This window comes from Methylophaga sp. OBS4, from assembly GCF_026319305.1.
GTDB lineage: Bacteria > Pseudomonadota > Gammaproteobacteria > Nitrosococcales > Methylophagaceae > Methylophaga.
On record NZ_JAPDMV010000022.1, the window covers coordinates 24637 to 51566 of the forward strand.

The 26930-nt window shown below is 49.1% G+C and carries 31 protein-coding genes; 6 read left to right on the top strand and 25 right to left on the bottom strand.

Translation table 11 applies throughout. The annotated features are described in order from the left end of the window. The first annotated feature begins 1 nt into the window (after position 1). The 3 genes from OMP95_RS08290 to OMP95_RS08300 all read left to right on the top strand — a co-directional run bounded on the left by OMP95_RS08290 (position 2) and on the right by OMP95_RS08300 (position 1261). Positions 2–679, top strand: a complete 678-nt coding sequence (locus tag OMP95_RS08290) for a lytic transglycosylase domain-containing protein (protein WP_266327796.1) — start codon at positions 2–4, stop codon at positions 677–679. Further along, positions 669–947, top strand: coding sequence for a hypothetical protein (locus OMP95_RS08295; protein WP_266327797.1), 279 nt, complete (start codon positions 669–671; stop codon positions 945–947). The genes OMP95_RS08290 and OMP95_RS08295 overlap by 11 nt, the downstream gene beginning before the upstream one ends. Before the next feature lie 68 nt (positions 948–1015). After that, the gene (locus tag OMP95_RS08300; RefSeq protein WP_266327799.1) at positions 1016–1261 is read left to right on the top strand and encodes a VF530 family protein; all 246 of its coding nucleotides are present in this window, start codon (positions 1016–1018) and stop codon (positions 1259–1261) included. On the opposite strand, the gene OMP95_RS08305 is transcribed toward OMP95_RS08300, so the two are convergent. Continuing rightward, a complete protein-coding gene (locus OMP95_RS08305) occupies positions 1258–1776 on the bottom strand; it encodes a retropepsin-like aspartic protease family protein (RefSeq protein ID WP_266327800.1) in 519 nt (172 codons plus the stop codon). The genes OMP95_RS08300 and OMP95_RS08305 overlap by 4 nt on opposite strands. A gap of 138 nt (positions 1777–1914) precedes the next feature. Between OMP95_RS08305 and OMP95_RS08310 the strand changes: the two genes are divergently transcribed. Next, positions 1915–2688, top strand: a complete 774-nt coding sequence (locus tag OMP95_RS08310) for an NAD(P)H-binding protein (RefSeq protein ID WP_266327827.1) — start codon at positions 1915–1917, stop codon at positions 2686–2688. Then, positions 2678–3142 (top strand): YchJ family protein, encoded by a 465-nt coding sequence (locus tag OMP95_RS08315; protein WP_266327801.1) that lies wholly within the window; start codon positions 2678–2680, stop codon positions 3140–3142. The genes OMP95_RS08310 and OMP95_RS08315 overlap by 11 nt, the downstream gene beginning before the upstream one ends. 30 nt (positions 3143–3172) lie before the next feature. Here the strand turns inward: OMP95_RS08315 and OMP95_RS08320 are convergent, their stop codons facing one another. The 15 genes from OMP95_RS08320 to glyA all read right to left on the bottom strand — a co-directional run bounded on the left by OMP95_RS08320 (position 3173) and on the right by glyA (position 16688). Further along, the gene (locus tag OMP95_RS08320; RefSeq protein ID WP_266327802.1) at positions 3173–4888 is read right to left on the bottom strand and encodes a lysophospholipid acyltransferase family protein; all 1716 of its coding nucleotides are present in this window, start codon (positions 4886–4888) and stop codon (positions 3173–3175) included. A gap of 131 nt (positions 4889–5019) precedes the next feature. Next, positions 5020–5532 (bottom strand): YqhA family protein, encoded by a 513-nt coding sequence (locus OMP95_RS08325; protein ID WP_266327803.1) that lies wholly within the window; start codon positions 5530–5532, stop codon positions 5020–5022. A gap of 23 nt (positions 5533–5555) precedes the next feature. Further along, positions 5556–5936 carry an aspartate 1-decarboxylase gene (panD, locus tag OMP95_RS08330; RefSeq protein WP_266327804.1) on the bottom strand — a complete coding sequence of 127 codons (381 nt, stop codon included), beginning with the start codon at positions 5934–5936 and terminating at the stop codon, positions 5556–5558. A gap of 50 nt (positions 5937–5986) precedes the next feature. Continuing rightward, positions 5987–6841 carry a pantoate--beta-alanine ligase gene (gene panC / locus OMP95_RS08335; protein ID WP_266327805.1) on the bottom strand — a complete coding sequence of 285 codons (855 nt, stop codon included), beginning with the start codon at positions 6839–6841 and terminating at the stop codon, positions 5987–5989. Further along, positions 6841–7635, bottom strand: coding sequence for a 3-methyl-2-oxobutanoate hydroxymethyltransferase (panB, locus tag OMP95_RS08340; protein ID WP_266327806.1), 795 nt, complete (start codon positions 7633–7635; stop codon positions 6841–6843). The genes panC and panB overlap by 1 nt, the downstream gene beginning before the upstream one ends. A 2-nt stretch (positions 7636–7637) precedes the next feature. Continuing rightward, positions 7638–8297 carry a deoxynucleoside kinase gene (locus OMP95_RS08345; protein ID WP_266327807.1) on the bottom strand — a complete coding sequence of 220 codons (660 nt, stop codon included), beginning with the start codon at positions 8295–8297 and terminating at the stop codon, positions 7638–7640. After that, positions 8294–8782 carry a 2-amino-4-hydroxy-6-hydroxymethyldihydropteridine diphosphokinase gene (gene folK, locus OMP95_RS08350; protein WP_266327808.1) on the bottom strand — a complete coding sequence of 163 codons (489 nt, stop codon included), beginning with the start codon at positions 8780–8782 and terminating at the stop codon, positions 8294–8296. Before folK ends, OMP95_RS08345 begins: the two co-directional genes overlap by 4 nt. Further along, the gene (gene pcnB / locus OMP95_RS08355; protein WP_266327809.1) at positions 8782–10149 is read right to left on the bottom strand and encodes a polynucleotide adenylyltransferase PcnB; all 1368 of its coding nucleotides are present in this window, start codon (positions 10147–10149) and stop codon (positions 8782–8784) included. The genes folK and pcnB overlap by 1 nt, the downstream gene beginning before the upstream one ends. Before the next feature lie 72 nt (positions 10150–10221). Further along, positions 10222–10818 (bottom strand): ribonuclease HII, encoded by a 597-nt coding sequence (gene rnhB, locus OMP95_RS08360; protein ID WP_266327810.1) that lies wholly within the window; start codon positions 10816–10818, stop codon positions 10222–10224. Further along, positions 10815–11963, bottom strand: a complete 1149-nt coding sequence (gene lpxB, locus OMP95_RS08365; protein ID WP_266327811.1) for a lipid-A-disaccharide synthase — start codon at positions 11961–11963, stop codon at positions 10815–10817. Before lpxB ends, rnhB begins: the two co-directional genes overlap by 4 nt. Continuing rightward, positions 11960–13078: a bifunctional 3,4-dihydroxy-2-butanone-4-phosphate synthase/GTP cyclohydrolase II gene (gene ribBA / locus OMP95_RS08370; protein WP_266327812.1), complete on the bottom strand. Its 1119-nt coding sequence runs from the start codon at positions 13076–13078 to the stop codon at positions 11960–11962. Before ribBA ends, lpxB begins: the two co-directional genes overlap by 4 nt. 8 nt (positions 13079–13086) lie before the next feature. After that, positions 13087–13725: a riboflavin synthase gene (locus OMP95_RS08375; RefSeq protein ID WP_266327813.1), complete on the bottom strand. Its 639-nt coding sequence runs from the start codon at positions 13723–13725 to the stop codon at positions 13087–13089. A gap of 3 nt (positions 13726–13728) precedes the next feature. Continuing rightward, positions 13729–14835: a bifunctional diaminohydroxyphosphoribosylaminopyrimidine deaminase/5-amino-6-(5-phosphoribosylamino)uracil reductase RibD gene (ribD, locus tag OMP95_RS08380; protein ID WP_266327814.1), complete on the bottom strand. Its 1107-nt coding sequence runs from the start codon at positions 14833–14835 to the stop codon at positions 13729–13731. A 108-nt stretch (positions 14836–14943) separates the two neighbouring features. After that, a complete protein-coding gene (nrdR, locus tag OMP95_RS08385) occupies positions 14944–15420 on the bottom strand; it encodes a transcriptional regulator NrdR (RefSeq protein WP_266327815.1) in 477 nt (158 codons plus the stop codon). A 14-nt stretch (positions 15421–15434) separates the two neighbouring features. Further along, positions 15435–16688: a serine hydroxymethyltransferase gene (gene glyA / locus OMP95_RS08390; protein WP_266327816.1), complete on the bottom strand. Its 1254-nt coding sequence runs from the start codon at positions 16686–16688 to the stop codon at positions 15435–15437. A 109-nt stretch (positions 16689–16797) separates the two neighbouring features. Between glyA and OMP95_RS08395 the strand changes: the two genes are divergently transcribed. Beyond that, positions 16798–17661: an NAD(P)-dependent oxidoreductase gene (locus tag OMP95_RS08395; RefSeq protein WP_266327817.1), complete on the top strand. Its 864-nt coding sequence runs from the start codon at positions 16798–16800 to the stop codon at positions 17659–17661. Between the two features lie 164 nt (positions 17662–17825). Here the strand turns inward: OMP95_RS08395 and OMP95_RS08400 are convergent, their stop codons facing one another. From OMP95_RS08400 to rho, 9 genes are all read right to left on the bottom strand, one after another. Continuing rightward, complete coding sequence (locus OMP95_RS08400; RefSeq protein ID WP_266327818.1) at positions 17826–19121, bottom strand: adenylosuccinate synthase; 1296 nt, start codon at positions 19119–19121, stop codon at positions 17826–17828. Beyond that, complete coding sequence (locus OMP95_RS08405; protein ID WP_266327819.1) at positions 19114–20304, bottom strand: ATP phosphoribosyltransferase regulatory subunit; 1191 nt, start codon at positions 20302–20304, stop codon at positions 19114–19116. Before OMP95_RS08405 ends, OMP95_RS08400 begins: the two co-directional genes overlap by 8 nt. 6 nt (positions 20305–20310) lie before the next feature. Then, complete coding sequence (locus tag OMP95_RS08410; protein ID WP_266327820.1) at positions 20311–20508, bottom strand: DUF2065 domain-containing protein; 198 nt, start codon at positions 20506–20508, stop codon at positions 20311–20313. Between the two features lie 2 nt (positions 20509–20510). Continuing rightward, positions 20511–21383 carry a protease modulator HflC gene (hflC, locus tag OMP95_RS08415; protein ID WP_266327821.1) on the bottom strand — a complete coding sequence of 291 codons (873 nt, stop codon included), beginning with the start codon at positions 21381–21383 and terminating at the stop codon, positions 20511–20513. Between the two features lies 1 nt (position 21384). Then, positions 21385–22572 (bottom strand): FtsH protease activity modulator HflK, encoded by a 1188-nt coding sequence (gene hflK, locus OMP95_RS08420; protein WP_266327822.1) that lies wholly within the window; start codon positions 22570–22572, stop codon positions 21385–21387. Between the two features lie 93 nt (positions 22573–22665). Next, on the bottom strand, positions 22666–23808 hold the full coding sequence (gene hflX / locus OMP95_RS08425; RefSeq protein WP_266327823.1) for a ribosome rescue GTPase HflX: 1143 nt from the start codon (positions 23806–23808) through the stop codon (positions 22666–22668). Between the two features lie 11 nt (positions 23809–23819). Next, positions 23820–24044 carry an RNA chaperone Hfq gene (gene hfq, locus OMP95_RS08430; protein WP_266327824.1) on the bottom strand — a complete coding sequence of 75 codons (225 nt, stop codon included), beginning with the start codon at positions 24042–24044 and terminating at the stop codon, positions 23820–23822. A 76-nt stretch (positions 24045–24120) separates the two neighbouring features. Continuing rightward, positions 24121–25041, bottom strand: a complete 921-nt coding sequence (gene miaA / locus OMP95_RS08435; protein WP_266327825.1) for a tRNA (adenosine(37)-N6)-dimethylallyltransferase MiaA — start codon at positions 25039–25041, stop codon at positions 24121–24123. Between the two features lie 47 nt (positions 25042–25088). Next, positions 25089–26348, bottom strand: coding sequence for a transcription termination factor Rho (rho, locus tag OMP95_RS08440; protein ID WP_266327826.1), 1260 nt, complete (start codon positions 26346–26348; stop codon positions 25089–25091). Positions 26349–26930 lie beyond the last annotated feature (582 nt).

Consider the following 26930-nt stretch of genomic DNA (forward strand, 5'->3'; position numbering starts at 1 on the left):
AATGAATCCAGCGCTACTTCCTCTGCCGCTCACTGCTGTTTTACTGTTAGCTGCGGCCCACTTGCAGGCCGGTGGTATTCAGCGTATCGAGAAGGCGGATGGTTCCGTAGAGTTCAGTAACGCCGGTGGCGGCGGACAACAAACGGTTATCTACAAATCGCAAACCGGCCAGGGTTTTGTATTTTCAGATCAAAGACCACAACATGGCAGCTTTGAAGTACTTAAATTCGACTGCTTTGCCTGCAACCCAAACTCCACTATCAACTGGCACACCATCAGCCTCAACACCACCGCTTATGCAACAGACGTCAAACATATTGCTGATAAATATAAAGTGGAGCCGGCTCTGGTGCGGGCTGTGATTCATGCAGAATCGGCTTTCAACGCCAAGGCTTTATCAAAAAAAGGCGCCCAGGGGCTGATGCAATTGATGCCGGCTACGGCAAAAGATTTGGGCGTGGCTAATGCATTCGATGCCAGACAGAACATAGAAGGCGGGGTGAAATATCTGGCCAATCTGTTAGACTTATTCAATGGCGATATAGAACTGGCCACCGCGGCCTATAATGCCGGACCCAATGCAGTGAAAAAATACCAGGGCATCCCCCCCTACTCTGAAACCAAAGTCTATGTGGAGCGCGTAAGCATATTGCACCGACGCTATCAACGTGAAAGTTAAAACAACCAAAAAGCTTCTGGCCGAACACGATCAGTTAACACATTCCACCATGCAAAAAGTGGCTTCGCACGTACAACGCCAAGACGGTGACTGGGTGTTGAATACGGTACTGATTGACGGCTTGGATGTGCCTTTCAAATATAAACGCCGCAAAAAATACAAATCCCTCAAAGGTGCTTGCGTCGATATCATCTATTATCCCGAAGTCGAAACCATTGCCAGAATGGAATTCAAGTATATGAAGGTCATTAAAATCAATTTATCCTAGGGGCTGTTGACCTTTCACACCCTCATTATTCCCGCACCATCAACCTTTTTATCAGGACGTTCAAAACCATGTCCGGACAACAGCCCAATAATCCATTACACAGCATCACGCTGGAAAACATCGTTGTTTCTTTAGTTGATCATTACGGCTGGGAGATGCTGGGAAAATTGATAGATATCCGCTGTTTTAATCACGACCCATCAATCAAATCCAGTCTGAAATTCCTGCGTAAAACACCTTGGGCCCGCGAGAAAGTGGAAAAGCTGTATCTTGATACGCAAAAGCGCAAGAGCATATGGCCTTCGTCAAATTAATCAGGGATCTTTAACGTCAGTGTGCCTTCACGCTGGATAATATCCAGATGTTTCATAAAACTCATGCCTAATAACACCACATCATCGTGCATATGCGGATTGATATTAGCGCGAATATTATTAAGCGTTATGCCGCCCAGCTGTACTGTATCCAGTTCAGTCTGATAGACAGCCACCACACCATTTGCCGTTGACACCATGCTGCGGCGCCCTTCCTTAAGTTCTGCTGCCTGCGCCACCGGCCCCGGCACACTGACATCTGTAGCTCCGGTATCCAGCAAAAATGTCACCGGATGTCCGTTGATTTGACCCGGAGCAATATAGTGACCGGCACGGTTTCGCTGCAGTACGACTTCTTCCCCAGCAAGATCAGTCACAGCCAATGACTGATTCGGATTATCCCGCTGCTGAATATAACCATTAAAAAATAAGGTCAGCGATCCCATTACCATCAGCCAGAACAGAATGGTGATGATTTTTGCTGAAAAAATATTGGATAAATCCGGGGCACTCATTATTTTCATTCCTAAAAGAGTCTTACTTCAGAGACAGTATAAATGCCCGTTTGACTCAATTACGAATTGAAAGTCTGATTACGATAGAATGATCACAGACAAAATTTAGCGGGGTGTCTTATCAAGACCATCAGTATTCTGGGGAGCGGTTGGCTAGGCCGGCCGCTGGCCAAACATTTCGCAGCCAGCGGTTATCAGATCAAGCTCTCTACCCGCTCGCAGCAGAAACAACAGGATTTCAACGCCAACGGACTCAGTGCCTATCTTGTTGATATTGATCAGCCCCTGACCGAAATTGATGATTTTTTCAACGCCGACATATTAATTATCAATATCACTTCAAAAAACATGGATGGTTTCCACCGGCTCAGCGAGAACATCAAGGCCAGTCCGATTCGGCAAGTGCTGTTTATCAGCTCCAGCTCGGTGTACCAGAACCTTAACCGCGACGTTACTGAAGATGAAGGCGCTGAAAATAGCGACAACCTTTTGTTTCAAATCGAAAACCTGTTTCGGAATCAAGCAAAGTTTGAAACTACTATTCTCCGTTTCAGCGGTTTGATCGGTGCCGGCCGGCACCCCGGTCGTTTCTTTGCTCACGGCAAACAGGTTCAACAGGCCTCGGCGCCGGTCAATCTGATCCACATAGCTGACTGTATCGGCATTATCGACGCCATTATCCATCAGGCTGCCTGGAACACCACTTTCAATGGCTGTGCCGACAGCCACCCCAGCAAAAAAGAATTTTACAGCCATGCCAGACAATTACTGGGCATGCCTCCGCCCCTGTTTGCGGCAACAGAATCCCCCGCATTCAAAATAGTCAGTAACCAGAAAATCAAACAGCAACTGCAATATCAGTTGCAATATCCAAACTTGATGGCATTAACATCAGCGCATTATGAAAATTGAATCCCCTTGTCCTTGTCTGAGCGGCAAAACCTACCCAGACTGCTGCCAGCCATTTCATACTGGCGAACGTCAGCCTGAAACGGCCGAACTTTTAATGCGCTCACGCTATAGTGCTTTTAATAAAGGTTTACTATCCTATCTGCTAGTTACCTTGCATCCCGATAAACGTCGATCCGATGATGCGCAAGCCTTGCAGGAAACAATTACATCAACCACCTGGCTGGGATTAAAAGTCATTAATCACAAACAGATGGATGACCATCACGCCGAGGTTGAGTTTATCGCGTTTTATCAGGACAACCCGGTAGGACAACTGCACGAAAACTCACGTTTTATCAAAGAAGAAAATCGCTGGTATTACCTCGACGGCGAGATTTTGCCTCCGATAAAACTGGGTAGGAACGAGACATGTTTCTGTGGCAGCGGCAAAAAGCTCAAACGTTGCCACGGCTGACTTGTTGCCTGTTCGTGGTCCGAGTTGCTGCTATAAGCCGAGATAACGCTTGCGCTTGCTTGCCTTGAGTTTGTTTAGATCCACCATCACCAGACCATCAATACAATGGCCAAAATCGGCGTCAATATTAAAGTCGATAAAACGCACTCCACCTTGCTCACACAGATCTGCGTATTGCTTGTACAAGGCCGGTACAGTTACGTTCATATGGGTGAGCTTCTCCCGCAGAGCGGTAAAATCCTGGTCAGCATCATGACCGGCGAAGGTTTGCTGCACCTGCTCGGCTAAGGCTTCATCCATCATATAAGGGACTCTGGCCGTTGCCAGTTTGTCGGCATCCGCAAAATAATGCTGATAAAAGCGCACAATCAATGCCTGGGCAAAATCCGGATAGCTGTTGCTCAAACTAACCGGGCCGAACAGGTAACGGATTTGCGGATAGCGCTGCAGATAAGCACCAATGCCGTACCAGAGATAATCCAAACTGCGCCTCCCCCAGTATTTCGGGCTGACAAAACTGCGCCCCAACTCAATACCCTGTTCAAAATAAGGCTGTATTTTTGCCAGGTCGTAATCAAACAGTTCCTGACTGTAAATACCGCGGCTGCCATCCTGCTGTCGAATACGTTTGACCTCGCCGATACGATAGGCGCCGGCGATTTCCAGTTCCTGTTCATCCCACAGAATCAGATGGCGATAATCCCGATCGTAACGATCCAAATCCCGTCTCTTGCCCGTTCCCTCGCCCACCTGGCGGAAGGTAAGTTCGCGCAATCTGCCAATTTCATGCATCACGGCCGAATCAGATTTGTAATCAAACAGATAAATCTTTTTATTATCTGCGGTTTCACCGAGCAACGCGGCCTGTTGCAGTTCTTTTTTTATATTACGACGTTCCTGCGGATGGGCAATGGTCTGTTCGGTCACAAACAAAGGCTTTTTGCCTTTTGCCATACGGTACAAATGACGCCGTAACAACTTGGCTTTTTCAGCTTTAACCAGCGGCAGTTGTTCTATTTGCTGGTAGGGGATCGTCTCGCCTACCCGCATAAAAATGCTCTTGGAATTTTTGTTAAACATTTCATGCGCCAGCATCATGCCCGACAATGGTTTGTACACCATGGACGCACTGTAGAACAGCGAGGAATTACGGGCATCGATATATACAGGCAGAATCGGCGCATTGGTTTTCCTGGCAAAGTTCAGAAAGCCGCTATTCCATTTACCATCACGTACGCCGTTGGGCCGTATACGTGACACCTCCCCTGCCGGGAACACGATCACGGCTTCCTCGTTGTTAAGGCTGTCGATAATACGGGCAATACTGCTTTTGCGTGTGGATTTGGATAAATTATCAACCGGCAGAAACAAAGACTCGACTGCGGCAAAATTCATCAACATATCGTTGGCGACAATTTTAACGTCACGCCGTACTTCACCGACTAGTTTCAATAATGACATGCCATCAAGCGCACCCAAGGGATGATTGGCGACAATGACAACACGGCCGGTGGCAGGAATATTATTGCGATCACGGTGATTGATGCTGTAACTGAAATCAAAATAATCCAGCACCTGCTCGATAAAATCAAAACCGTGCAAATCCTGATGCAGTTCCAGAAACCGGTTAACTTCCTGCTCGTGACTGATTCTGCGCAAAAAGCCCAAAGTCGGTTTTTTAATCCAGGGGCTGGTTTTTTGAAAATTGGGGAATTTTTGCTGAACGGCTTGTTCGATATTAAGCATTATCTCTCTCTGGTTTGCCTTTATCCGGCAAGCTTAGAGAGATGCTGTTACAGCTTTATAACGGTTTGATGACGGTTATATGACAGTTAGCAACCTATCGGGCTTAGGACGGCCCTCCTGCAGACAGGCTCCTAATGATCGTCAGGGTGGGAAAAGTACAGGGCCAATGCAATCAGGCCGATGCCACCGGCAAGTGCCAGTAAATCCAGCGCACCATGAAAATCCATACTGATCGCGTGTTCGAAGAAGTTAACAATCAGGATCATCAACACCACACGACCCAAGCGTGCTTTCAGATCATCCAGGCTGTGAATGGCAAGCACATTGAGATTGTCACTATTTTCAGCCTCTTCAATTTTGCTGATAAATAGCTCATAAAGGCCCAGCGAAAAAATGAACAACACGGTCGCCAGCAAATAACCATCGATTACCTCGACCACATGGGTGATGGTTTCGGCGCGGAAAATCTGTCTGGCTTCACCAATCAGATCCGGGGATAGATAATGCCCAAGATGCGTAACCAGATAATAAACATCGACTGTAGCCATGTAGAACATCGCCAATGCAGTCATCAGGCTGGCAATGACTGCGATGAGCACGACAAAGCGGCTATTCCACAGCATTTTTTCGAACATTCTTTCCATGAATTATCTCAGCGAGGAATCAATCAGGCAGCCTGAACCGGAATGGAGTGACGCATATGGGTGATATCGTTGTTTTCATCCAGATACACCAGCGTCGGTTTGAAATTTTCGACTTCTTTTTCATCCATGCTGACATAAGCACAGATAATAATGCGATCACCCGGTGAAGCTTTGTGAGCGGCAGCACCGTTTACCGAAATGATATTCGATCCATCTTCGGCACGGATAGCATACGTAGTGAAACGTTCACCATTGGCGACGTTATAGATCTGGATTTGCTCGTATTCATGAATACCGGCAGCTTCCAGCAATTTGCCATCAATCGCACATGAGCCTTCGTATTCCAGTTCGGAATGGGTGACACAGGCGCGATGTAATTTTGCTTTTAGTAGGGTCAGTTGCATAGCCGACATAATATTGTGAGTAGCACAATATTATCCCTTTTTAGGAAAAATCAGGCAAGGTTACAAGCGACATTATCAATCAGCCGGATTTTACCCAGCTTTACCGCAGCCAGAATACGTAAGTTCTTATCCTGACCTGGCGTAACTGTTTGCAGATCTTCAGCACGGCGGATGTCGATATATTCCGGCTCAAATCCAGCCTCGCTCAGCCGTTGCTGCGCTTGAGACTGCAAAGATGCTAAATCCTGCTCACCAGCTTCCAACGCTGTTTTGATTTCTGTCAGCGTTTGATACAGCAGCGGCGCCTGCACCAATTGTTGCGGTGTCAACAGATTATTACGGGAGCTCATTGCCAGCCCCGTGTCTTCACGGCAAGTCGGTGCGCCAATAATATCCACCGGCAGGTTCAAATCATGGACCAGTTTTTTGATCAGCAATAATTGCTGATAATCTTTCTCGCCAAAAACAGCGATGTCCGCCTGCACCATGTTTAATAGCTTGGCCACCACCGTGGCGACGCCATCAAAGTGCCCCGGGCGTCCCAGACCACAGAGTTTGTCTTCCATACCCGGCACATGAATCCGGGTATGCGCCTGCATGCCCTGCGGATACATCACGTCTTCTGCCGGTGTAAACACCAGATCACAATCCAGCTCAGTCAGCAGATTGATATCTTCACTTAGCGTACGCGGATAGGCATTGAGATCATTTATATCATTGAACTGCAGGGGGTTAACAAAGAGACTGACAACAATCTTGTCCGCCAGCGCCTTGGCCTTGCGCACCAGTGACAGATGCCCCTCATGCAAATTGCCCATGGTAGGGACCAAGGCGATAACTTCACCTTGCTGACGCCAGGTTTTAACCCGCGTGCGCAAGGCGACGATATTGTCGACAATTTGCATCAGTATTGCTGTTCCTGCCTTGGAAACACACCGGATTTTACGTCCTGTACATATTTGGCAATCGCGGCCTGAATAGCGCCGGTATCTGCCAGAAAATCATGACTGAAACGCGGTCTTTTGCCCGGTGTCAGTCCCAGCATATCGTATAAGACCAAGACCTGACCGTCACACTCCTTGCCGGCACCAATGCCAATAACCGGGATACTGAGCTTAGTAGTGATTCTGGCAGCCAACGCCGCGGGGACGCATTCCAGCACCAGCATATCCGCCCCGGCTTGTTGCAAGGCAAGTGCATCAACTATCAATTCTTCTGCAGCCGCGGCTTCTCTGCCCTGAACAATATAACCGCCCAGACGATGTACCGATTGCGGCAATAAACCCAAGTGGGCGCAAACAGGAATACCCCGGCTTGTCAGTTGCTGAACGGTATCGGTGATCACCGCACCGCCTTCAAGCTTGACCATTTGCGCACCACCTTCCGCCATCAAGCGCGCAGCATTATGGATAGCCTGTTCGGCATTGGCATAACTCATAAATGGCATATCAGCAATCACAAAAGCACTATCGCTACCCCGCACTACATTGGCGGTATGGTAGATCATGTCATCAACCGTCACAGGCAAAGTACTTTCCTGCCCCTGCACCACCATACCCAGTGAATCGCCGACCAGGATAACGTCAACCCCGGCCTGCTCCAGAGCATGGCTGAAACTGGCATCATAGGCTGTCAGCACAGCAATCTTCTCCTGCGCGGCTTTCATCTTGCGCAAACTCGTCAGACTCAGACGGCTCATGATTATTTCTTCTCTTTTACCGGTAAGGGATTGTAATAATGGCGACCACTCTGGATGCTACAGATTTGTTCCAGTAGTTGCTGGTAATCGGGTTCACTGTTGACCAGATCAATTTGTTCCGCATTAACGATCAGCAAAGGTGAAGCATCGTAATAATGGAAGAAATCGGCATAAGTATCTGCCAGACGTTTAAGGTAAGCCTCTTCGACATGTTGCTCATAACTGATGCCTCGTTGCGCAATTCTCGCTTTCAGCACCGGCAGGGAGGCCTGCAGATAAATAACCAGATCCGGCGTACGATGATGCACAGTCAGGTTATCGTAAACCATGTTATACAGCGCCAGTTCATCATCATCCAACGATATCTGGGCAAACAGCTTGTCCTTTTCCACCATGAAATCAGCGATATGGAGATCATTGAACAAATCATCCTGATTTAATGTCTTGCTCAGCTTGACCCTTTGCATTAAAAAGCTCAGCTGGGTCGGCAAGGCAGATTGCTTGGGATACAGGTAGAACTTCTCCAAAAACGGATTCTGCTCGGGCTGTTCCAGCAAAAGACTACCGGAGAAACTGTCGGCAATACGTTTGACCAGATGGGTTTTTCCCACACCGATAGGCCCTTCGACCACAATATAGCGATGTGCCAAAGTCTGATTCATAAGCTGATTTTTTCCACTTTCTGTAAACCGTCCTGCGGACATTGTGCCAAGATTTCAGCAAGGCTGCCCATACCGGGAACCGTCAAATCAGGGGCGATTTCTGCTAGCGGATAAACCACAAAAGCCCGCTCCGGCAAGCCCGGATGCGGTATTTTCAGGCGTTCATCATGGAGAATTTGATCGCCGTAAAGCAAAATATCCAGGTCGAGTGTACGCTCGCCCCAATGACGTTTGCGCAGGCGGCCATGTTTTTGTTCAATCTGCTGTAAGGCGTCAAGCAAGGCGTGCGCAGAGAGCAAAGTGTCCATTTCCACAACAGCATTAATATAATCGGGCTGGTCCTGCGGCCCCATCGGTGGACTTTTATAAAGCGAAGAGCTTGCTACCACCTGTGTTTGCGCAATTGATTGTAGATCTTTTATGGCTGTTTTTATCTGAGTCCGTGGCTGTTCCAGATTACTGCCCAGTCCGATATAAACCTGCATTACTGTTCACTCTGTTGCTTTTTGGCAGCGGGTCGTCTGCGGCGCCGGCGGCGAGGTTTTTTACCACCTCCGTCACTGCCCAGCGCATCAACCATTTTCTGCTGGTTGGCCGCGGACTCTTCCTGAAAAGAGGTCCACCATTCAACCAGTTCCGCCAACGGTTCACCGGCATCACTGCGCAGTGCCAGAAAATCATAGGCGGCACGGAATTTGGGATGTAATAAAGAACGAAATGCTCTTTTGCCCTGACGCTTGATCAGTCTGGGCTGCATAGTCCAGATATCCCGGGTCACCAGGCTGTAACGCTTGGGAATAGCCACCCGCTGAATCTGGTCACCAATGACTTCGGAAGCAGCGCGTTGTATCGCAGGAATTTCCGGCAGGCCCTGTTCGGTCAGCAATTGAGTTCGTTGTCTGACCGGTTCCCACAGCAATGCCGCGAATAAAAATGCCGGCGTCACCGGTTTGTCATCGTCTATACGCCGGTCGGTATTTTCCAATGCCTTCATCAGCAAAGTCCGGGGATACCCCTCTTCTTCCTGGTGTAATAAAGCCGCCGTTTGCGGATACATCTGATCAAACAGGCCGTAATGACACAGCAGCTCATGGGTCACCGCCGCATTGCCGCTCAAATAAAGTTTAAGCGTCTCGTCAAACAAACGTGCCGGTGGGATATCCGCCAGCAGATTACTCCATTTGAAAATACCAGCTTCGGTTTTTTTATCCAGCTTCAGACCCAGTTTGGCGACAAAACGCATCGCCCGCAGCATTCTGACCGGGTCTTCACGGTAACGGGTTTCGACATCGCCAATCAGCCGAATCACACCCGCATTCAGGTCGTCAATACCACCTGTATAGTCAATGATAGAAAAGTCTTTGATGCTGTAATACAGCGCGTTCACCGTAAAGTCACGACGCCACGCATCCTGTTCCAGATTGCCATATACATTGTCCTGCATGATACGGCCCTGATCATCAACATGCGTGCCTCCCTGAGGCGGGGCGCGAAAAGTAGCGACTTCGATGACTTCCCGGCCAAAATGCACATGCACCAGTTTGAATCTGCGGCCGATCAGACGGCTGCGTCGGAACAGACGATGTATCTGCTCAGGTAAGGCGTTGGTGGCTACATCAAAATCTTTCGGCTCGTGTCCGAGTAACAAATCACGCACACAGCCGCCTACCAGATAAGCCTCAAAACCAGCATCTTTCAACGTGTAAAGCACTTTAAGTGCATGTTGACTGATTTGTTTACGCGAAATATCGTGCTCAGCACGTGGCACAATTAAAGGCACGCCCGCCTCACGATGAATATTGCCATTTTTGCCTTTAATCAGTTTGTTGAAGATTTTATTTAGTAACAGCATAAGCTGTGAATAATACCATGGCTTTAACCGCTTCTGATGTTTGTTGCTTGAATAAAACCATGGGGATGCAGGTTACCCCGTGATACTTGAAATGCACGATATCAACGCCTGTTGTACTGGTCTGAACGAGCGCCGGTGTATCTCCGTAGGACCCAATTCAATCAAAGCCTGTTGATGTTGTTTGGTCGGATAACCTTTATGTTTGGCAAAACCGTAACCGGGATATAAAGCGTCCATCACCACCATCTCACGGTCCCTGGCGACTTTAGCCAGAATGGAGGCAGCGGCAATAGCCGGTTCTGACTGATCACCCTTGATAACCGTAGTCACCGGACAGGCCAGCTGCGGAGCATGAATACCATCCACTAAAACGTGATGCGGTATCAGCGACAAACTTTCTACCGCTCTTTTCATTGCCAGCAAGGTCGCTTGCAGTATATTAATTTGATCGATTTCATCCGCCTCAGCCCGGCCCACAGCCCAGGCCAGAGCATGTTGTTTGATCAGCGGTTCCAGTTTTTCCCGGTGTTTCTCAGTGAGTTTCTTTGAATCTGCCAGCCCAGCAATCGGATTGTCCGGATCAAGAATCACTGCCGCCGTGACCACTGGCCCCGCCAGCGGCCCTCTGCCCACTTCATCCACACCGGCAATAAAAACCGCTCCTGTCATTTCGTTTTATCCAGCATGGCAATAACTGCCCGGGCTGCATTCTCGGCACCACCGGCGGGACCCAAAGCATGTAATACTTCCTGCCGGATATATTCTGCTCTGGCTTTAGTCTGCGGATCAGTCAGCAATTGCGCCAGGTTTTTGTCCAGATTGTCGGCCGTCACCTCATCCTGTATTAACTCGGTGATCAGTGCTTTTTCCGTCACAATATTACACAGGCCGACATAAGGGATTTTGACCAGACGCTTCAGAATACGGTAGCTCATCGGTGCCACCCGATAGACAATCAGGTGCGGCACCCCTATCAAAGCAATTTCCAAAGTCACCGTGCCGGAAGCAGCGACAATCGCATCACAGCTGCGAATCACATCATAAAAATCAGCCGACACCACTTTAATCGGTAAACTGCTGCGGCTAAGTATCGGCTGGATAAACTCCAAGTCCAATCCCGGCGCCAGTGGCAGCAACACTTCCAAATCAAAATGACGATGATGAATTTTTTCTGCTGCCTGCAACATTACCGGCAATAAGGCTTCTACTTCACTGCGGCGGCTGCCTGGAAAAAGCCCCAACACCCGGCGCTCCGGATCAAAACCCAGCTTGGTTTTAGCCTGTTCTACATTGAGGGTGGATGACACCGCATCAACCAGAGGATGCCCCACACAGCTGACCGGGACACCCGCCTGCTGATAAAGGCTTTGTTCAAACGGGAACAATACCGCCATATGATCGACATAGCGTTTAATGGTTTTTACCCTGCCCGGACGCCAGGCCCACACTTTGGGACTGATGTAATAAAAAACGGGGATCCCCAGTTTATGGGCTTTTTTCGCCAGCTTCAGATTAAAGCCGGGATAATCCACCAGCACCAGCAAATCAGGTTGTTCTGATTCGAGTCGGCTTACCAGTTGATTAAAGATAGTTTTGATGCGGCGGTAGCTTTTCAGTACTTCCACCAGGCCCATCACGGCAAGTTCGGAAAAGTCCGTAAAAATATCGGCTCCTGCCTTGCGCAGGTTGTCGCCGCCAATCCCTGAAACCTCAATCTCAGGTCTGATTGCTTTCAGCGCTGCAATCATTCTGCCGGCATGGGCGTCTCCCGAAGCCTCACCGGCAACGACCACGATCTTGCGGGCTTCTCTCAAAGTTCATCGGCCTCAAGGTAGCCAATCAGCTCCAGACCAAACCCAGACACACCGGTTAATCTGGTCGGCGTACCAATCACCCGCATTTTTTTCACGCCCAGATCAGCTAGAATCTGAGCACCGACACCAAATGTCCTTACATCCCAGCCACCTTTAGTATATAAAGGCGTTTCGTTCTGATCTTCCTGCTGATAACGGGCGATTTTGGCTGCCAGTTGTTTATTTTGTTCCGGCTGACGTAACACTACCAGAATCCCTTTACCGGCCTGCTGAATTTTTTTCATGACCTCCGGAATCGGCCAGTGACTGGGATCACGCATCGAACCGAGCAGATCCCCCAGAGGGTCCTCCATATGCACCCTTACCAGGGTTTCCTGTTCCGGATCGATTTCACCAAAAACCAATGCAAGATGCACCTGACCGTTGACAGTATCCTGGAAGCTGAACAACTCAAAGTCACCATAATCTGTCGGGAACTGGCACTGTGACAGCAGTTTCACCGTCATTTCGTTTTCCAGACGATAACTGATCAGATTGGCAATCGTGCCGATTTTCAAATTATGTGCCTGCGCAAATTTCTCCAGATCGGGGCGGCGAGCCATACTGCCGTCATCATTCAGAATTTCAACAATAACTGCGGCTGGCGACAGGCCCGCCATTTGCGCCAGATCACAACCGGCTTCGGTATGGCCGGCACGGGTCAATACTCCGCCGGGCTGTGCTTTCAACGGGAAAACATGTCCGGGCTGCACCAGATTCGCCGGTTTCGATTCAGGATCCACCGCCACTTTTATAGTGAAGGCCCTGTCAGCCGCCGAGATACCGGTTGTTACCCCCTCAGCCGCTTCAATCGAAACGGTAAAGTTGGTCGAATACGGGGTTTGATTGTCCGACACCATCAACGGCAGACGCAATTCACGGCAACGATCTTCGGTCAAAGTCAGGCAAATGAGGCCACGGCCGAATCGTGCCATAAAGTTAATGGCTTCCGGTGTGACTTTCTCAGCTGCCATCACCAGATCGCCTTCATTTTCCCGATCTTCGTCATCCATGATGATGACCATCTTGCCTTGTCTGAGATCGTCAACAATTTCAGCGGTGGTATTTAACTTCATGTCAGGGCCTAAATATATCCGTGTTTTGCCAATGTATCGCGTGAGATACCGGTATCTTGCCCCGGTAACAATCGTTCCAGATAGCGGGCAATCAGATCCACTTCCAGATTGACGATGGTACCTGCCAGGTATTCACTGATGATGGTTTCCTGCATGGTATGCGGAATGATATTGACTTCAAACCAGCGTTCCCCGACCTTGTTCACGGTCAGACTGACACCATCAATACAAATGGAACCTTTTTCTGCAATATAACGTTCCAGCGCGGCCGGCACTTCAATACGGAATGTAACTGAGCGTGCCGACGGTTCCATCAGGATGATCTTACCCAGGCCATCGACATGACCGCTGACGATATGACCACCCAGTCTGTCGCCTACAGCCAGCGCTTTTTCCAGATTGACTTTTGAACCGGGCCTGGCTTGTCCGAGGCTGGTGCGATCCAGACTCTCGCGCGACACATCAAAACTGACTTGTGCATTATTCATAGCCACCACGGTCAGGCAAACACCATTGACAGCAATACTGTCACCCAGTCCCACATCGGATAAATCCAGTTTGTGGGTAGCGATTTGCAAACGCAAATCACCGCCACTGGCTTGTACAGATTCCACACTGCCGATCGCAGCAATAATGCCGGTAAACATGACTCAAAAATCCTCGTTGTATTCAGGAACCGCCGTAATACGCCAATCACGGCCAATCGCTCTCATGTCAGTGACGTGTAGCGAGATATTTTGTGACATGGCATCCATTCCGGGCAGATGAAACACGCCGCGCGCCATATCACCCATAATTTTGGGTGCCATATAGATAACCAGTTCATCTATCAACCTGGCCTTTAATAAAGCACCGTTGAGTACTGCACCCGCTTCAACCATCAATTCGTTGATCTCTCGCTGTGCCAGTACTGACATCAATGCAGTCAAATCAATAATATCACCATGCGTCGGTAACACGATGCTCTCAGCTCCGTGTGGCGCATGTCTGTCAACTGCAGTCACCAGCAAGACTTTCTCTTCCTGAAGAATACGGGCATCTGCTGGCATACGCATCTGGCTGTCGACTATTACACGCAAAGGCTGTCTGACTTTCTGCCCGCGGGGATACCATTCCATTTCACCCTGTTCAGGTCTGACATTGAGCAAGGGATTGTCTGCCAGCACAGTGCCAATGCCGGTCATAATTGCCGAGCTGCGCGCGCGTAATTTTTGCACATCGGCACGCGCCTGCGGACCGGTAATCCACTTGCTCTCACCGGAAGCCATCGCAGTGCGGCCATCCAGACTCATCGCCAGTTTACTGCGTACAAACGGTCTGCCGACCTGCATGCGCTGGCAAAATCCAGGATTCAGTTTCTCTGCCTGAGCGGCCATGATGCCGACATTCACTTCAATACCGGCGTTCCGCAACCGTTCAATACCGGTGCCGGAAACAACCGGGTTGGGATCGGTCATCGCTACAAACACACGTTTGACTTGTGCTTTAATCAGCGCATCAACACAAGGAGGGGTGCGTCCAAAATGACTGCAGGGTTCAAGGGTGACATAGCAATCCGCTTCTTGTGCCTGGACACCGGCATCATGCAATGCGTTGACTTCGGCATGACCTTCTCCGGCACGCTGATGCCAGCCCTCACCGATAATTTCACCGTTCTTGACCAGCACACAACCGACACGGGGGTTGGGGTCAGCGGTATACAGGCCACGCTCAGCCAGTTGTAATGCTCGCGCCATAAAATGTTCATGTGTTGGCATAACAATCTCTTGCTCAGCGGGATAAATGTCTAATCTGGTGTTCAGCCACCGGCAACTGAAGGCACGGCTGGATATCAATCAGATAATTGATGCCGGCTGTGCAACCCATTATTTGTCCTTGGTTTCAGGATCGGACTGGTTTTCCATACGTTCAATTTCTTCGCGGAAAGCATTGACGTCCTGAAAGCTGCGATAAACCGAGGCAAAGCGTACATAGGCCACTTCGTCCAATTCCCGCAACGCATCCATCACCCAGTCACCGACCAGACGGCTGTCGACTTCGCGCTCTCCGGTGGCCCACAGACGACGAATAATACCTTTCACCGCAGTATCGACATCATCAATGCTGACCGGGCGTTTTTCCAGTGCACGCATAATACCGGCCCGCAGTTTGTTCTCATCGAACAAGGCGCGTGACCTGTCGCGTTTGATCAGTCTCGGCAGACTTAATTCCGCAGTCTCATAAGTGGTGAAGCGCTCATTGCATTCCACACACATACGCCGCCGGCGGATAGCATCGCCTTCCGCCGACAAACGTGAGTCAATTACTTTTGAATCGTCAGCACCACAAAATGGACAACGCATTTTTAATCCATGGGTTACGAGTAAACCGGCAAACGGTCACACACCGCGACCACTTTGCTTTTCACTTCGTTAATGACTTTATCGCCGCCTCCGGCATCTATCACATCACACATCCAGTTCGCCAGATCGCGGCATTCCGCTTCTTTGAAACCCCGTGTTGTTACCGCAGGAGTACCAACACGAATCCCTGAAGTCACAAACGGAGATTGCGGGTCATTTGGTACGGCATTTTTATTAACGGTGATATGTGCCGCGCCCAACCAGGCATCAACTTCCTTACCGGTCAGGCCCGCTTCAATAAAGCTGACCAGGAACAGGTGGTCATCGGTACCGTTGGAAACGACATCATAGCCACGAGTCATAAACACGTCCGCCATCACACGGGCATTCTTAATGACCTGCTCCTGATAGGTCTTGAACTCAGGCAACATGGCTTCCTTGAAAGCCACCGCCTTGGCCGCAATCACATGCATCAAGGGACCGCCCTGGAAGCCGGGGAAGACGGCAGAGTTAAGTTTTTTCTCGATTTCCTCATTGGCTTTAGCCAGGATCAAACCACCACGCGGACCACGCAAGGTTTTGTGTGTGGTGGTGGTCGTAACATCAGCAATTTTCACCGGATTGGGATACAGACCCGCCGCTACCAAACCGGCAACATGCGCCATATCAACCAGCAAATAGGCACCGACTGAGTCGGCAATGTTGCGGAAGCGTTGCCAGTCAATCACGCGTGAATAAGCCGAAAACCCGGCCACAACCATTTTTGGCTGGTGCTCTTTTGCCAGTCTTTCCACTTCGTCGTAATCAATTTCACCGGTTTCAGTATTGATGCCATAGGACACTGAGTTATAAATCTTACCGGATGCACTGACTTTAGCGCCGTGGGTCAGGTGACCACCGTGCGCCAGGCTCATACCCAAAATTGTATCCCCCGGTTGCAGCAATGCCAGATATACTGCTGCGTTGGCCTGCGAACCGGAATGCGGCTGAACATTGGCATAATCAGCACCGAACAGTTCTTTAGCTCGGGTAATCGCGATATTTTCGACAGTATCGACGTGTTCACAACCACCATAATAACGCTTGCCGGGATAACCCTCGGCATATTTATTGGTCAAAGATGAGCCCTGTGCTGCCATTACACGTGGACTGGTGTAGTTTTCAGATGCAATCAGTTCGATATGATCTTCCTGACGCTGATCTTCCGCCGAAATTGCATTGAACACTTCATCGTCAAAGCCAGCGATGGTCATGTTTTTCTTATACACAGTATTCCCCTGTCTCTACTGTAAAATGGGACATTATTCTATCTCACAACGTCACGGGCATCTATGGCATAGTGGCAGTTTTATTTACTGAGGAATTCATTCTTTAGCCATGAAAACCGGATTAATTGGCACAGGCCTGATGGGACAAGCGCTGGCACAACATTTACTGGCTGAAAATCAGCCGCTTGTTGTCTATAACCGCAGTCCGGAAAAAATTGCAGAACTGACAGAAAACGGGGCCGAAGTGGCCTCTTCTGCGCAACAGGTTATGGAAGAAAGCAACATCTGCATTTTGTTTCTCAGTGATTCCGAAGCAATTCATATGGTATTTGATTCGATTGCACCGGCCGCTTTCAACCGTTCACTGATTATCCAGATGGGCACCATCGCGCCGGATGAATCCAGAGCCCTGGCAAACCAAGTCAGAGCCATGAATGGCCGTTATCTGGAATGTCCAGTGCTGGGCAGTCTGCCAGAAGCCCGTAGCGGTAAGTTAATCCTGATGGCAGGCGGCAAAGAAGATGATTACCTGACCGCCTTACCATTGCTCAGGCTTATCGGCCCTGATCCTCAGCATATCGGGGATATCGGTCAGGCTGCGACGGTTAAACTGGCGATGAATCAGCTGATTGCGGGACTGACAGCCAGTTTTGCTCTGAGTCTGGCTCTGGTGGAAAAAGAAGGCATCGAAACCGAACAGTTTATGCAAATCGTTCGCGGCAGTGCTTTATATGCCCCCACATTCGATAAGAAACTGACGCGTATGCTTGAGCGGGACTTTGATAACCCCAATTTTCCTACCAAGCATCTGGCCAAAGATACCCGTCTGTTTCTTTCTGTTGCCGAAAACCTCGGACTTGATACCCGTGCTTTGCAGGGCATCGAAAGTCTGTTACAAAAAACGCTGGATATGGGATTGGACAACACCGACTATTCCGCACTAATGGCGGCTGTATCTCCCAATCATAAGTAACCTGGGCCAACGCTGAAAATCGGTGGAAAGTAGACAGCTCAACCTCAGCGTATCTGACGAACAGTCAAAGGGTGAGACGGACCGTTAGTTTTTTTGTTGTTGCATTGAATACATAAAATATACCTAAAAAAATGCCCTCTGGCTGAGGGCATTTTCTATTAGCTTTAAACGCTGAACAGGTCTCGACGCACAATCGTTTCACAACGGTCCGGGCCAGTTGAAATAATATCGACAGGCACCCCGGCCAGACTTTCCACTTTCTCGATATAGGTTCTGGCATTGACGGGCAAAGCATCATAGTCGGTGATGCCCAAAGTGGATTCCTGCCAGCCCGGCATATCAATATAGACAGGCTTGCAGCCTTCGAACTCATCGGCACTCAATGGCAGAATCTCCACCGGTTTGCCATCACGTTCGTAAGCGACACAAAGGCGAATGGTTTCCAGACCATCCAGCACATCCAGCTTGGTCAGACATAAACCGGTAATACTATTGATCCAGCTGGCACGATTCAATGCCACCATATCCAACCAGCCGCAACGGCGGTCACGACCTGTGGTTGCGCCTTTTTCCATGCCTTTCTCAGCCAGATGCTTACCGACTCCATCAAACAGTTCTGACGGAAACGGGCCACCACCGACACGGGTCGTATAAGCTTTGGTAATACCCAGTACATAATCAATATGGCATGGCCCCACACCGGCACCGGTAGCACTGCCGCCGGCTGTTGTATTCGATGAGGTGACATAGGGGTAAGTGCCATGGTCGATGTCCAGCAAAGCACCTTGTGCACCTTCAAACATGACTCTATCACCGGCGTTATGATAGGTTTGCAACATTGCGGGAATATCAGCAATCAGCGGCAGCAACACATCGCGCATTGCCAGCGTTTGTTCAAGCACTTGTTCAAAGCTGACAGGATCGACCTGATAATAGTTAACCAGCGAGAAATTATGGAACTCCATGACCTCTTCCAGTTTCCGGGCGAAGCTTTTTTCATCGAACAAGTCACCGACGCGCAAGCCGCGACGAGCCACTTTATCTTCATAAGCCGGGCCGATACCGCGACCGGTAGTACCAATCGCCGACTTACCACGGCGTAACTCACGGGCCTGATCCAGAGCAATATGATAAGGCAGGATTAACGGACAGGCCGCACTGATTTTAAGACGCTCACGCACAGGAATACCATTGGCTTCCAGTTCGGTCATTTCTTCCAGTAAGGCTTCCGGACACAATACAACGCCATTACCTATCAGGCACTGAACATTCTCACGCAAAATACCTGATGGAATCAGATGCAGGACGGTTTTTTTACCATCAATAACCAGCGTATGGCCGGCATTATGGCCGCCCTGAAACCGCACTACAGCAGAGACATTATCGGTCAGCAGATCGACCAGTTTACCTTTACCCTCATCGCCCCACTGGGAGCCAATTACAACGATATTTTTAGCCACGTGTTTGTGTTCCTGTTTCCGTCACTTGCCAGTGACCATTTTGTTTTGTCAGTGTAAATGTTGTTGAAATTTCTGAACCCGGCAGCTGGTAAACAACGACTTTGCCTTCGCTACGCAGAGATTCGACTAGTTGTTGCAGATCGGCATCATCCTGCCATACCGCCCCAATAATATCGCTTTCAGTCTGATTGGCTGGCAGTTGCGTGGCCAGCTTTTTCAGATCCATACTGAAGCCGGTTGCTGGCTGCGCATAACCAAAGTCTTCACCGATATCATCATAACGGCCACCGGCAGCCACTGCCTGCGCGGATCCCGGTTGATAAGCCGCAAACACCACGCCGGTGTGATAGTGATAACCGCGTAGTTCTGCCAGATCAAAGTTAATCGCTATCTCCGGCAGACGTTGTGACAGCATGGCGGCAATTTGATTCAATGTGGCCAAAGCCTGTTGTACTGAATCCGGCGCCTGGGCAAGTTGGCTCTGTGCCTGCGCTAATATCGACACATCACCATTCAGTTCAGCCAGCGCCAGCAACATGTTTTCTGCTTCAGTGCCAAGCTGATAACTGCTCAGCAGCGACTCGATTTCTGCGGCTGCCTTACGCTGCAAAGCAGAAAACAATTCCTGCTCCTGCTCATCGCTAAGTCCCGCATAGGCGGCTAAACCGCGATAAATACCCACATGGCCGATATCAAGCGCAATATCGGAGACTGCGCCGGTCACGTTAAGCAAATCCACCATCAGCTCTATGCTTTCGACATCGCTTTCCGGACCGGCATGCCCATAAATTTCGGCACCCAGTTGAATCGGGTTACGTGAAGCACCCTGACCTTCGGGCAAAGTGTGTAGCACACTGCCGATATAACAAAGACGCAGAATCTGTTGCTGATGACGCAGTTTGTGGGCGGCAATACGTGCCACCTGTGGAGTCATATCAGCGCGAATACCGAGCATACGCCCTGACATCTGGTCAATAAGCTTGAATGTTTGTAAATCCAGCGTTTTTGCGGTGCCGGTCAACAGTGAATCGAGATATTCCACCAATGGCGGCACAACCAGCTGGTAACCCCAGCTACGCATTCTGTCGACCAGAGAGCGATGCAGATTTTCCAGCTGTGATGCTTCCTCAGGCATCAGTTCATCGATACCTTCAGGCAGCAGCCAACTCTCTTTGATTGTCATGATGAGTTAATTAATCCAGTATAAAAAAATCAGCCCGAAGATCATGCTGAGCAAGCCAATGAGCCGCAATTGCCGATCGGGCATAGCTGCCATTTGCAGCAGAGCGCGTTTGAACACAGCCGGATTGAGAAACGGCATGATGCCTTCAATGATCAGCATCAATGCCGCTGCAACCCAGAGGCTGTGTATCAAATCAACGCTCACTACTACTGTTCAGTCAAGGTTGGATCACCGAAACGATTGAAGAAGTCTCCTTTCGGTTCAATCACCAGCATATCGTCACCTTTGAAAATGTTCTGATAAGCCGTCAGACGACGATACAGAGAATAGAATTTCTGGTCTTGCCCAAAAGCATCGGCGTAAATTTGAGTTGCGCGCGCGTCACCTTCACCTCGTAACTCTTCGGCCTGACGTCGTGCCTCAGCCAAAATAACAGCACGCTGGCGATCGGCGTCGGAACGAATTTTTTCCGCTTCCTCGGCACCTTGTGAACGCAACTCTTTAGCAACCCGCTCACGCTCTGCCTCCATCCGGGAGAACACTGAAGCGCTGACCTCAGACGGCAAATCAATACGTTTTATCCGCACATTGGAGATAGCAATACCAAAGCGCTCGGCAACACGGTTTGCATCCTTCAGAATGTCCTTCACTATGACCTGACGATCACCAGATACCACTTCCTGGATAGTACGACGACCGAATTCGCCTCGAAGATTATCTTTGATAATTTGCGACAGTCGTATCGCAGCACGCTCTTCATCACCACCCATGGACGTGTAATAAGTAGCCACATCAGCAATGCGCCACATGATAAACGAGTCAACAATAACGTTTTTCTTTTCCCCGGTCAGGTAACGGGCCGGCTGCGCATCCAAAGCCATTTCACGGGCTTCAAAACGGCGTACTTCATTCACAAACGGAATTTTAAAATGAATACCGGGCTCAAAATCTGAACGTTCAATTTGCCCCAGACGCAGCAGCAAAGCTTTCTGACGTTCATCGACAAAGAACACTGACGAACTCAATGCCACCAGTGCCAAAACGGCTATAAATAGAACCAGAATCGTACGTGAACTCATCTTAGCGACCTCCTCTGCTACGAACGTCATCACGTGACGAGCTGGATGAACTTTTTGTACTGCTATCAGTGCCCGGATAATTAAGACTGTCCAGGTCTATTCGCGCCGGACTGCTACTGCCGCTACGCATGCGATCCAATGGTAGATACAAGACATTGTTGCCGCCCTTCTCAACATCCACCATGACTTTCTGGCTGTTGGAATAAACCGATTCCATCGCATCCAGATAGAGACGTTCGATAGTGATTTCAGGTGCTTTGCTGTATTCACGCACCACCTGGGTAAAGCGGCTGGCATCACCTTCTGCTTTGGCGGTAATCTGGCTCTTATAAGCTTCGGCTTCCTGCACGATACGGAATGCCTGACCCCGTGCTTTTGGCAGAATATCGTTAGAATACGCTTCTGCCTGATTCTTTTGGCGAACCTCATCCTCACGCGCTTTAACCACATCAGCAAACGCAGACTGAACCTGTTCAGGTGGCTGTACATCCTGCATATTGACACTGGTTATCAGCAAACCGGTGTTATGTGCATCCAGCATTGATTGCAGCAGTTGTTCTGTACTGTTGGCAACCACACTTCGACCTTCTGTCAATACAAAGTCCATCTTGGAACGACCAACGGTTTCACGCACAGCACTCTCCATCATCTGACGCAGAATCAGATCTGGACCTCGCACATTGAACAAATACATCGCTGCGTCTTGAACGCGATATTGCACCGCCACTTTCAGATCAATAATATTTTCATCTTTAGTCAACATCAAAGACTCGGAAAGAATCGTGCTGCCAGTGCGGGAACCGGTTGACCGATAACCTAATTCAGCAGTACGAATTTCCTCAACATTGACGACTTCGACTCTCTCGATGGGATAAGGCAAATGCCAGTGCGGGCCGGGCATTGTAGACGTTACATATTGCCCGAATCGAAGCACGACACCACGTTCGGCCGGATCTACGATGTAAATGCCCGACAGTAGCCAGATAATACCGGCAATAGCCAGAATAACCCCCAAACCAAAGCCGCCTTGACCTGAGCTGTTACCCCCCCCTGTCTTGCCTTTGCCACCGAATATGCCACCCAGTTTACGTTGCATATTACGGACAACTTCGTCCAGATCGGGTGGCCCGCCATTACCGCGGTTACCCCACGGGTCTTTATCACCACTACCGGGTTCATTCCAAGCCATGTAGCTCTCCAAAATGAGAAAATAGAGAAAATTACTCTAAAAAAACGACTATTTTACGGAGATGGCCAGTATTCGCAACCAAAACCGTATTGATCAATTTATATATCCAGGCTGCTCGACGTGTGGAAAATATTCCTGCAGAGCCTGTCGTAACAGGTCGAGTCCTTCACCGGTTTTGGCCGAGAGCCAGATTCGGCTGATTTCACCCTCGGCATTGCGCTCCAATCTGGGCTTCATGCCATCGACTTGATCAATTTTGTTGTAGACGATTAACTGCGGCACTTCATCCGCTTTTATTTGCGTGAGCACGTCGTTGACATGATGAATCAGATCATCACGATCCTCAGCACCACAATCAACAATATGCAACAGCAAAGCCGCATCACGGGTTTCTTCCAGTGTTGAACTGAATGATTCCACCAGATCATGCGGTAACTGACGGATAAAACCGACCGTATCAGCCAGAATCAGCGTTTCCGTGTCATGCAACCGAATCCTGCGCAGAGTCGGATCCAGCGTCGCAAACAAACGGTTATCGGCATAAACGTCAGCCGAAGTGACTTTGTTAAACAGGGTAGATTTACCCATATTGGTATAACCGACCAGCGAGATAACCGGAACACCGCCGCGTTGCCTGGAGCGTCTGCCCTGTTCACGCTGAGAACGGACTTTATCCAAACGTTTTTTCAAAGATTTGATTCGTTGCCCCAGCAAACGGCGATCCGTTTCCAGCTGGGTTTCACCCGGGCCACGCAGACCAATCCCCCCTTTTTGTCTTTCAAGGTGAGTCCAGCCACGAACCAGGCGAGTGGAAAGATGCTGTAACTGCGCCAGCTCAACCTGCAGTTTGCCTTCATGTGAGCGGGCACGGCGGGCAAAGATATCGAGAATCAGGCCAGTACGTCCGAGTACACGACATTTCAACTTGTGCTCAAGATTACGTTCCTGGCTGGGTGACAACTCATGATTGAAGATTACCAAAGCGGCATGCGCTGCCAGCACTTGCTCGGCGACTTCATCAACCTTGCCGCTGCCGGCAAAATATTTAGGATCGGGACGATGGCGTTTACCCTGCACAATGGCAGCTATCCGGGCTCCTGTAGAACCGACCAGTTCGATGAACTCCTGCTGAGACTCATCATAATCGGGATCATTGAAATTAAGATGAACGAGTACAACGGCTTCTTTGTTCGATGATTCGTCAAAAGCGGCTTTACTATCTGGACGATCAAACAATCAATACGCTCCTATTCTTCCTGATTAAAGTTAACATTACGGGAAGGAACGATGGTGGAAATAGCATGTTTGTATACCATCTGGTTAACTGAGTTTTTCAGCAAAATGACAAACTGGTCAAAAGAATCGATTTGTCCTTGTAACTTGATACCGTTGACCAGATAAATGGAAACAGGAATATTTTCACGTCGTAATGCATTTAAAAAAGGGTCTTGAAGAGTCTGCGCTTTGGCCATTACTCACTCCACTATTGTTATTATTTTTCAAATAAGTGCTTATTTAAAATTCATTCTAAAAGCCCAGCCAGAATCGTCAAGCTTTATTCATTAATTCTGGGACTTGCTCGGCCACATATTTGTTCACTTGTTGTACTGGTAATTCGACTGTACTGTCGAACCAGACGCCGTCTGGCTGCGCCCTAAGCCAGGTCAGCTGTCGCTTTGCCATTTGTCTGGTGGCGACGATAGCCTTGTAGATAAATGTCTCCTGGTCATAGTCACCCGCCAAATACGACCAGGCCTGGCGATAGCCTACCGCCCGTATTGATGGCAATTGCGGATGGCAATCGCCCCGCCGGTACAGCTTTTTGACTTCATCAATAAACCCGCCCTGCATCATGTTTTGATAACGGACAGCAATGCGCTGGTGTAAAACAGCACGATCAAAAGGTGCCAGGATAATTTTAATTACGCGGTAAGGTAAGGCCGGCTCTGTGTGCTGCGTCAGTTCTGTCAGAGATTTACCGGTCAGTTCATAGACTTCCAAAGCGCGTTGCAAACGCTGCGGATCATTAATATGAATACGTTTCGCCGACACAGGATCGACTTCCACCAATCTCTGATGCAAAAACGCCCATCCCTTTTCAGCCGCTTCAAGTTCAAGTCGGGTACGCACTTCGGCATCGGCTGTCGGCAAGTCTGCCAGCCCCTGTTGTAACGCCTTGAAATAAAGCATCGTGCCCCCAACCAGCAAAGGCACTTTACCTCGAGCCGTAATGTCCGCCATGAGGGCCAATGCATCATCCCGAAACTGCCCGGCTGAATAGGGTTCAATCGGGTCGCGTATATCAACCAGATGATGTGGGAATGCTGTCAGTATTTGTGGTTCGGGTTTGGCCGTTCCAATATCCATGCCTCGATAAACCAGCGCCGAATCGACACTGATGATCTCCACCGGGAAAGTCCTGGCTAATGCCAGGGCCAGCTCTGTTTTGCCCGCTGCGGTGGGGCCCATAATAAAAATGACAGGCGGCAATGGACTTACACTATCGCGCTTAATTGTTAGCCCTGTTTCATCGAATCAAAAAATTCTTGATTGGTTTTGGTCGACTTCAGTCGATCCATCAGGAATTCCATAGCTTCGACCGGTTCCATCTGAGCAATCAGTTTTCTCAGAATCCACAGTTTCTGCAAATCATCTTCTGATGTCAGCAGCTCTTCACGGCGTGTGCCGGAGCGAGTGACATTAATAGCAGGATAGATACGACGGTCAGCCAGTTTACGTTCCAGCAATACTTCCATATTACCGGTCCCTTTAAACTCTTCGAAGATAACCTCATCCATGCGTGAACCGGTTTCAATCAGAGCTGTCGCGATAATCGTCAGACTGCCGCCTTCTTCAATATTACGAGCCGCACCAAAGAAACGTTTCGGCCGTTGTAAAGCATTGGCATCAACACCACCCGTCAACACCTTACCTGATGATGGTGCAACCGTGTTATAAGCACGGGCAAGACGGGTAATTGAGTCGAGCAAAATCACCACATCGTGTTTATGTTCAACTAGGCGTTTGGCCTTCTCAATAACCATTTCAGCTACCTGAACATGGCGTGATGCGGGTTCATCAAAAGTACTGGAAACGACTTCACCACGAACGGAACGTGCCATTTCGGTCACTTCTTCCGGACGTTCGTCTATCAACAGTACGATAAGGTCGCTATCTGGATAGTTAGTGGTAATCGACTGAGCGATGGCCTGCAAAATCATGGTCTTACCAGACTTTGGTGGTGCCACTACCAGACCGCGCTGACCTTTACCAATTGGCGAAGCCAAATCGATAATTCTGGGAGTTAAATCTTCGGTACTGCCATTACCACGCTCCAGCATGTAACGTTCATTGGCGAACAGCGGGGTCAGATTTTCAAAGGGAACTTTGTTTTTGGACTTGTCTGGTGTTTCGTAGTTGATTTCCTCAACTTTAACCAGCGCAAAATAACGCTCACTGTCCTTAGGCGGGCGAACTTTACCTTTAATGGTATCACCCGTTCGCAGGTGAAAGCGGCGGATCTGGCTGGGAGAAACATACACATCATCCGGACCGGCCACATAAGAATCTTCTGGTGAGCGCAGGAAACCAAAACCATCCGGTAATAATTCCAAAACCCCCGTGGTATATACATCCTCGCCCTGCTTGGCATGCGCCTTCACGATAGCGAAAATCAACTCTTGTTTTCGATTCCTTGCTAAGCCCTCAAGATTCATGGAAAGGGCGAGATCCATTAATTCAGCAGCGGACTGCTTTTTCAATTCTGTCAGATTCATGTATTACCTAGAATGGGATTTTGTATATAGAAAACCTTGAAAATACGCCAGCTAGGCGTATTGAGTCTGTGTATTAGGGAGGAGTTTTGGAAAAAACTGTGGGCAAGAATAACAGTAATAATCATAGGCGTCCAGCCTAAACCACAAAAAAATTAACAAAACTCGGGAAAACCAGATTACGGTGGATGTTTGATTATAAAGATAGCATAAATAAGGGATGCTTGCTTCGAGAAAGTTATTTGGGTTGTGGGCTCGTTTAGTATACAAGGACAGCAAGTTAATCTGCATGACGGTCAAGCCACTATCACTATCCTGCTACCGCACACTTGAATATCCTTGCCCATCGTCGCCGCCCATACAGGAACAATTGGCGGTCAATCGGGATTTTCCCGATTCAAGACAATCCCAAACCTCAAGACAAAAAGATACCTGGACCTCAGTGAGGACCGGGTATCTTTTTGTATTAAAGCCTGACAGTTATTTACATGGATGTAATGTATGCCGATAACGCAGGAGGCAGTAATCGGTGACCTACTTTATCAGCCACATCCCTGTGGCTGAACTTCAAATAAAAAAACACCC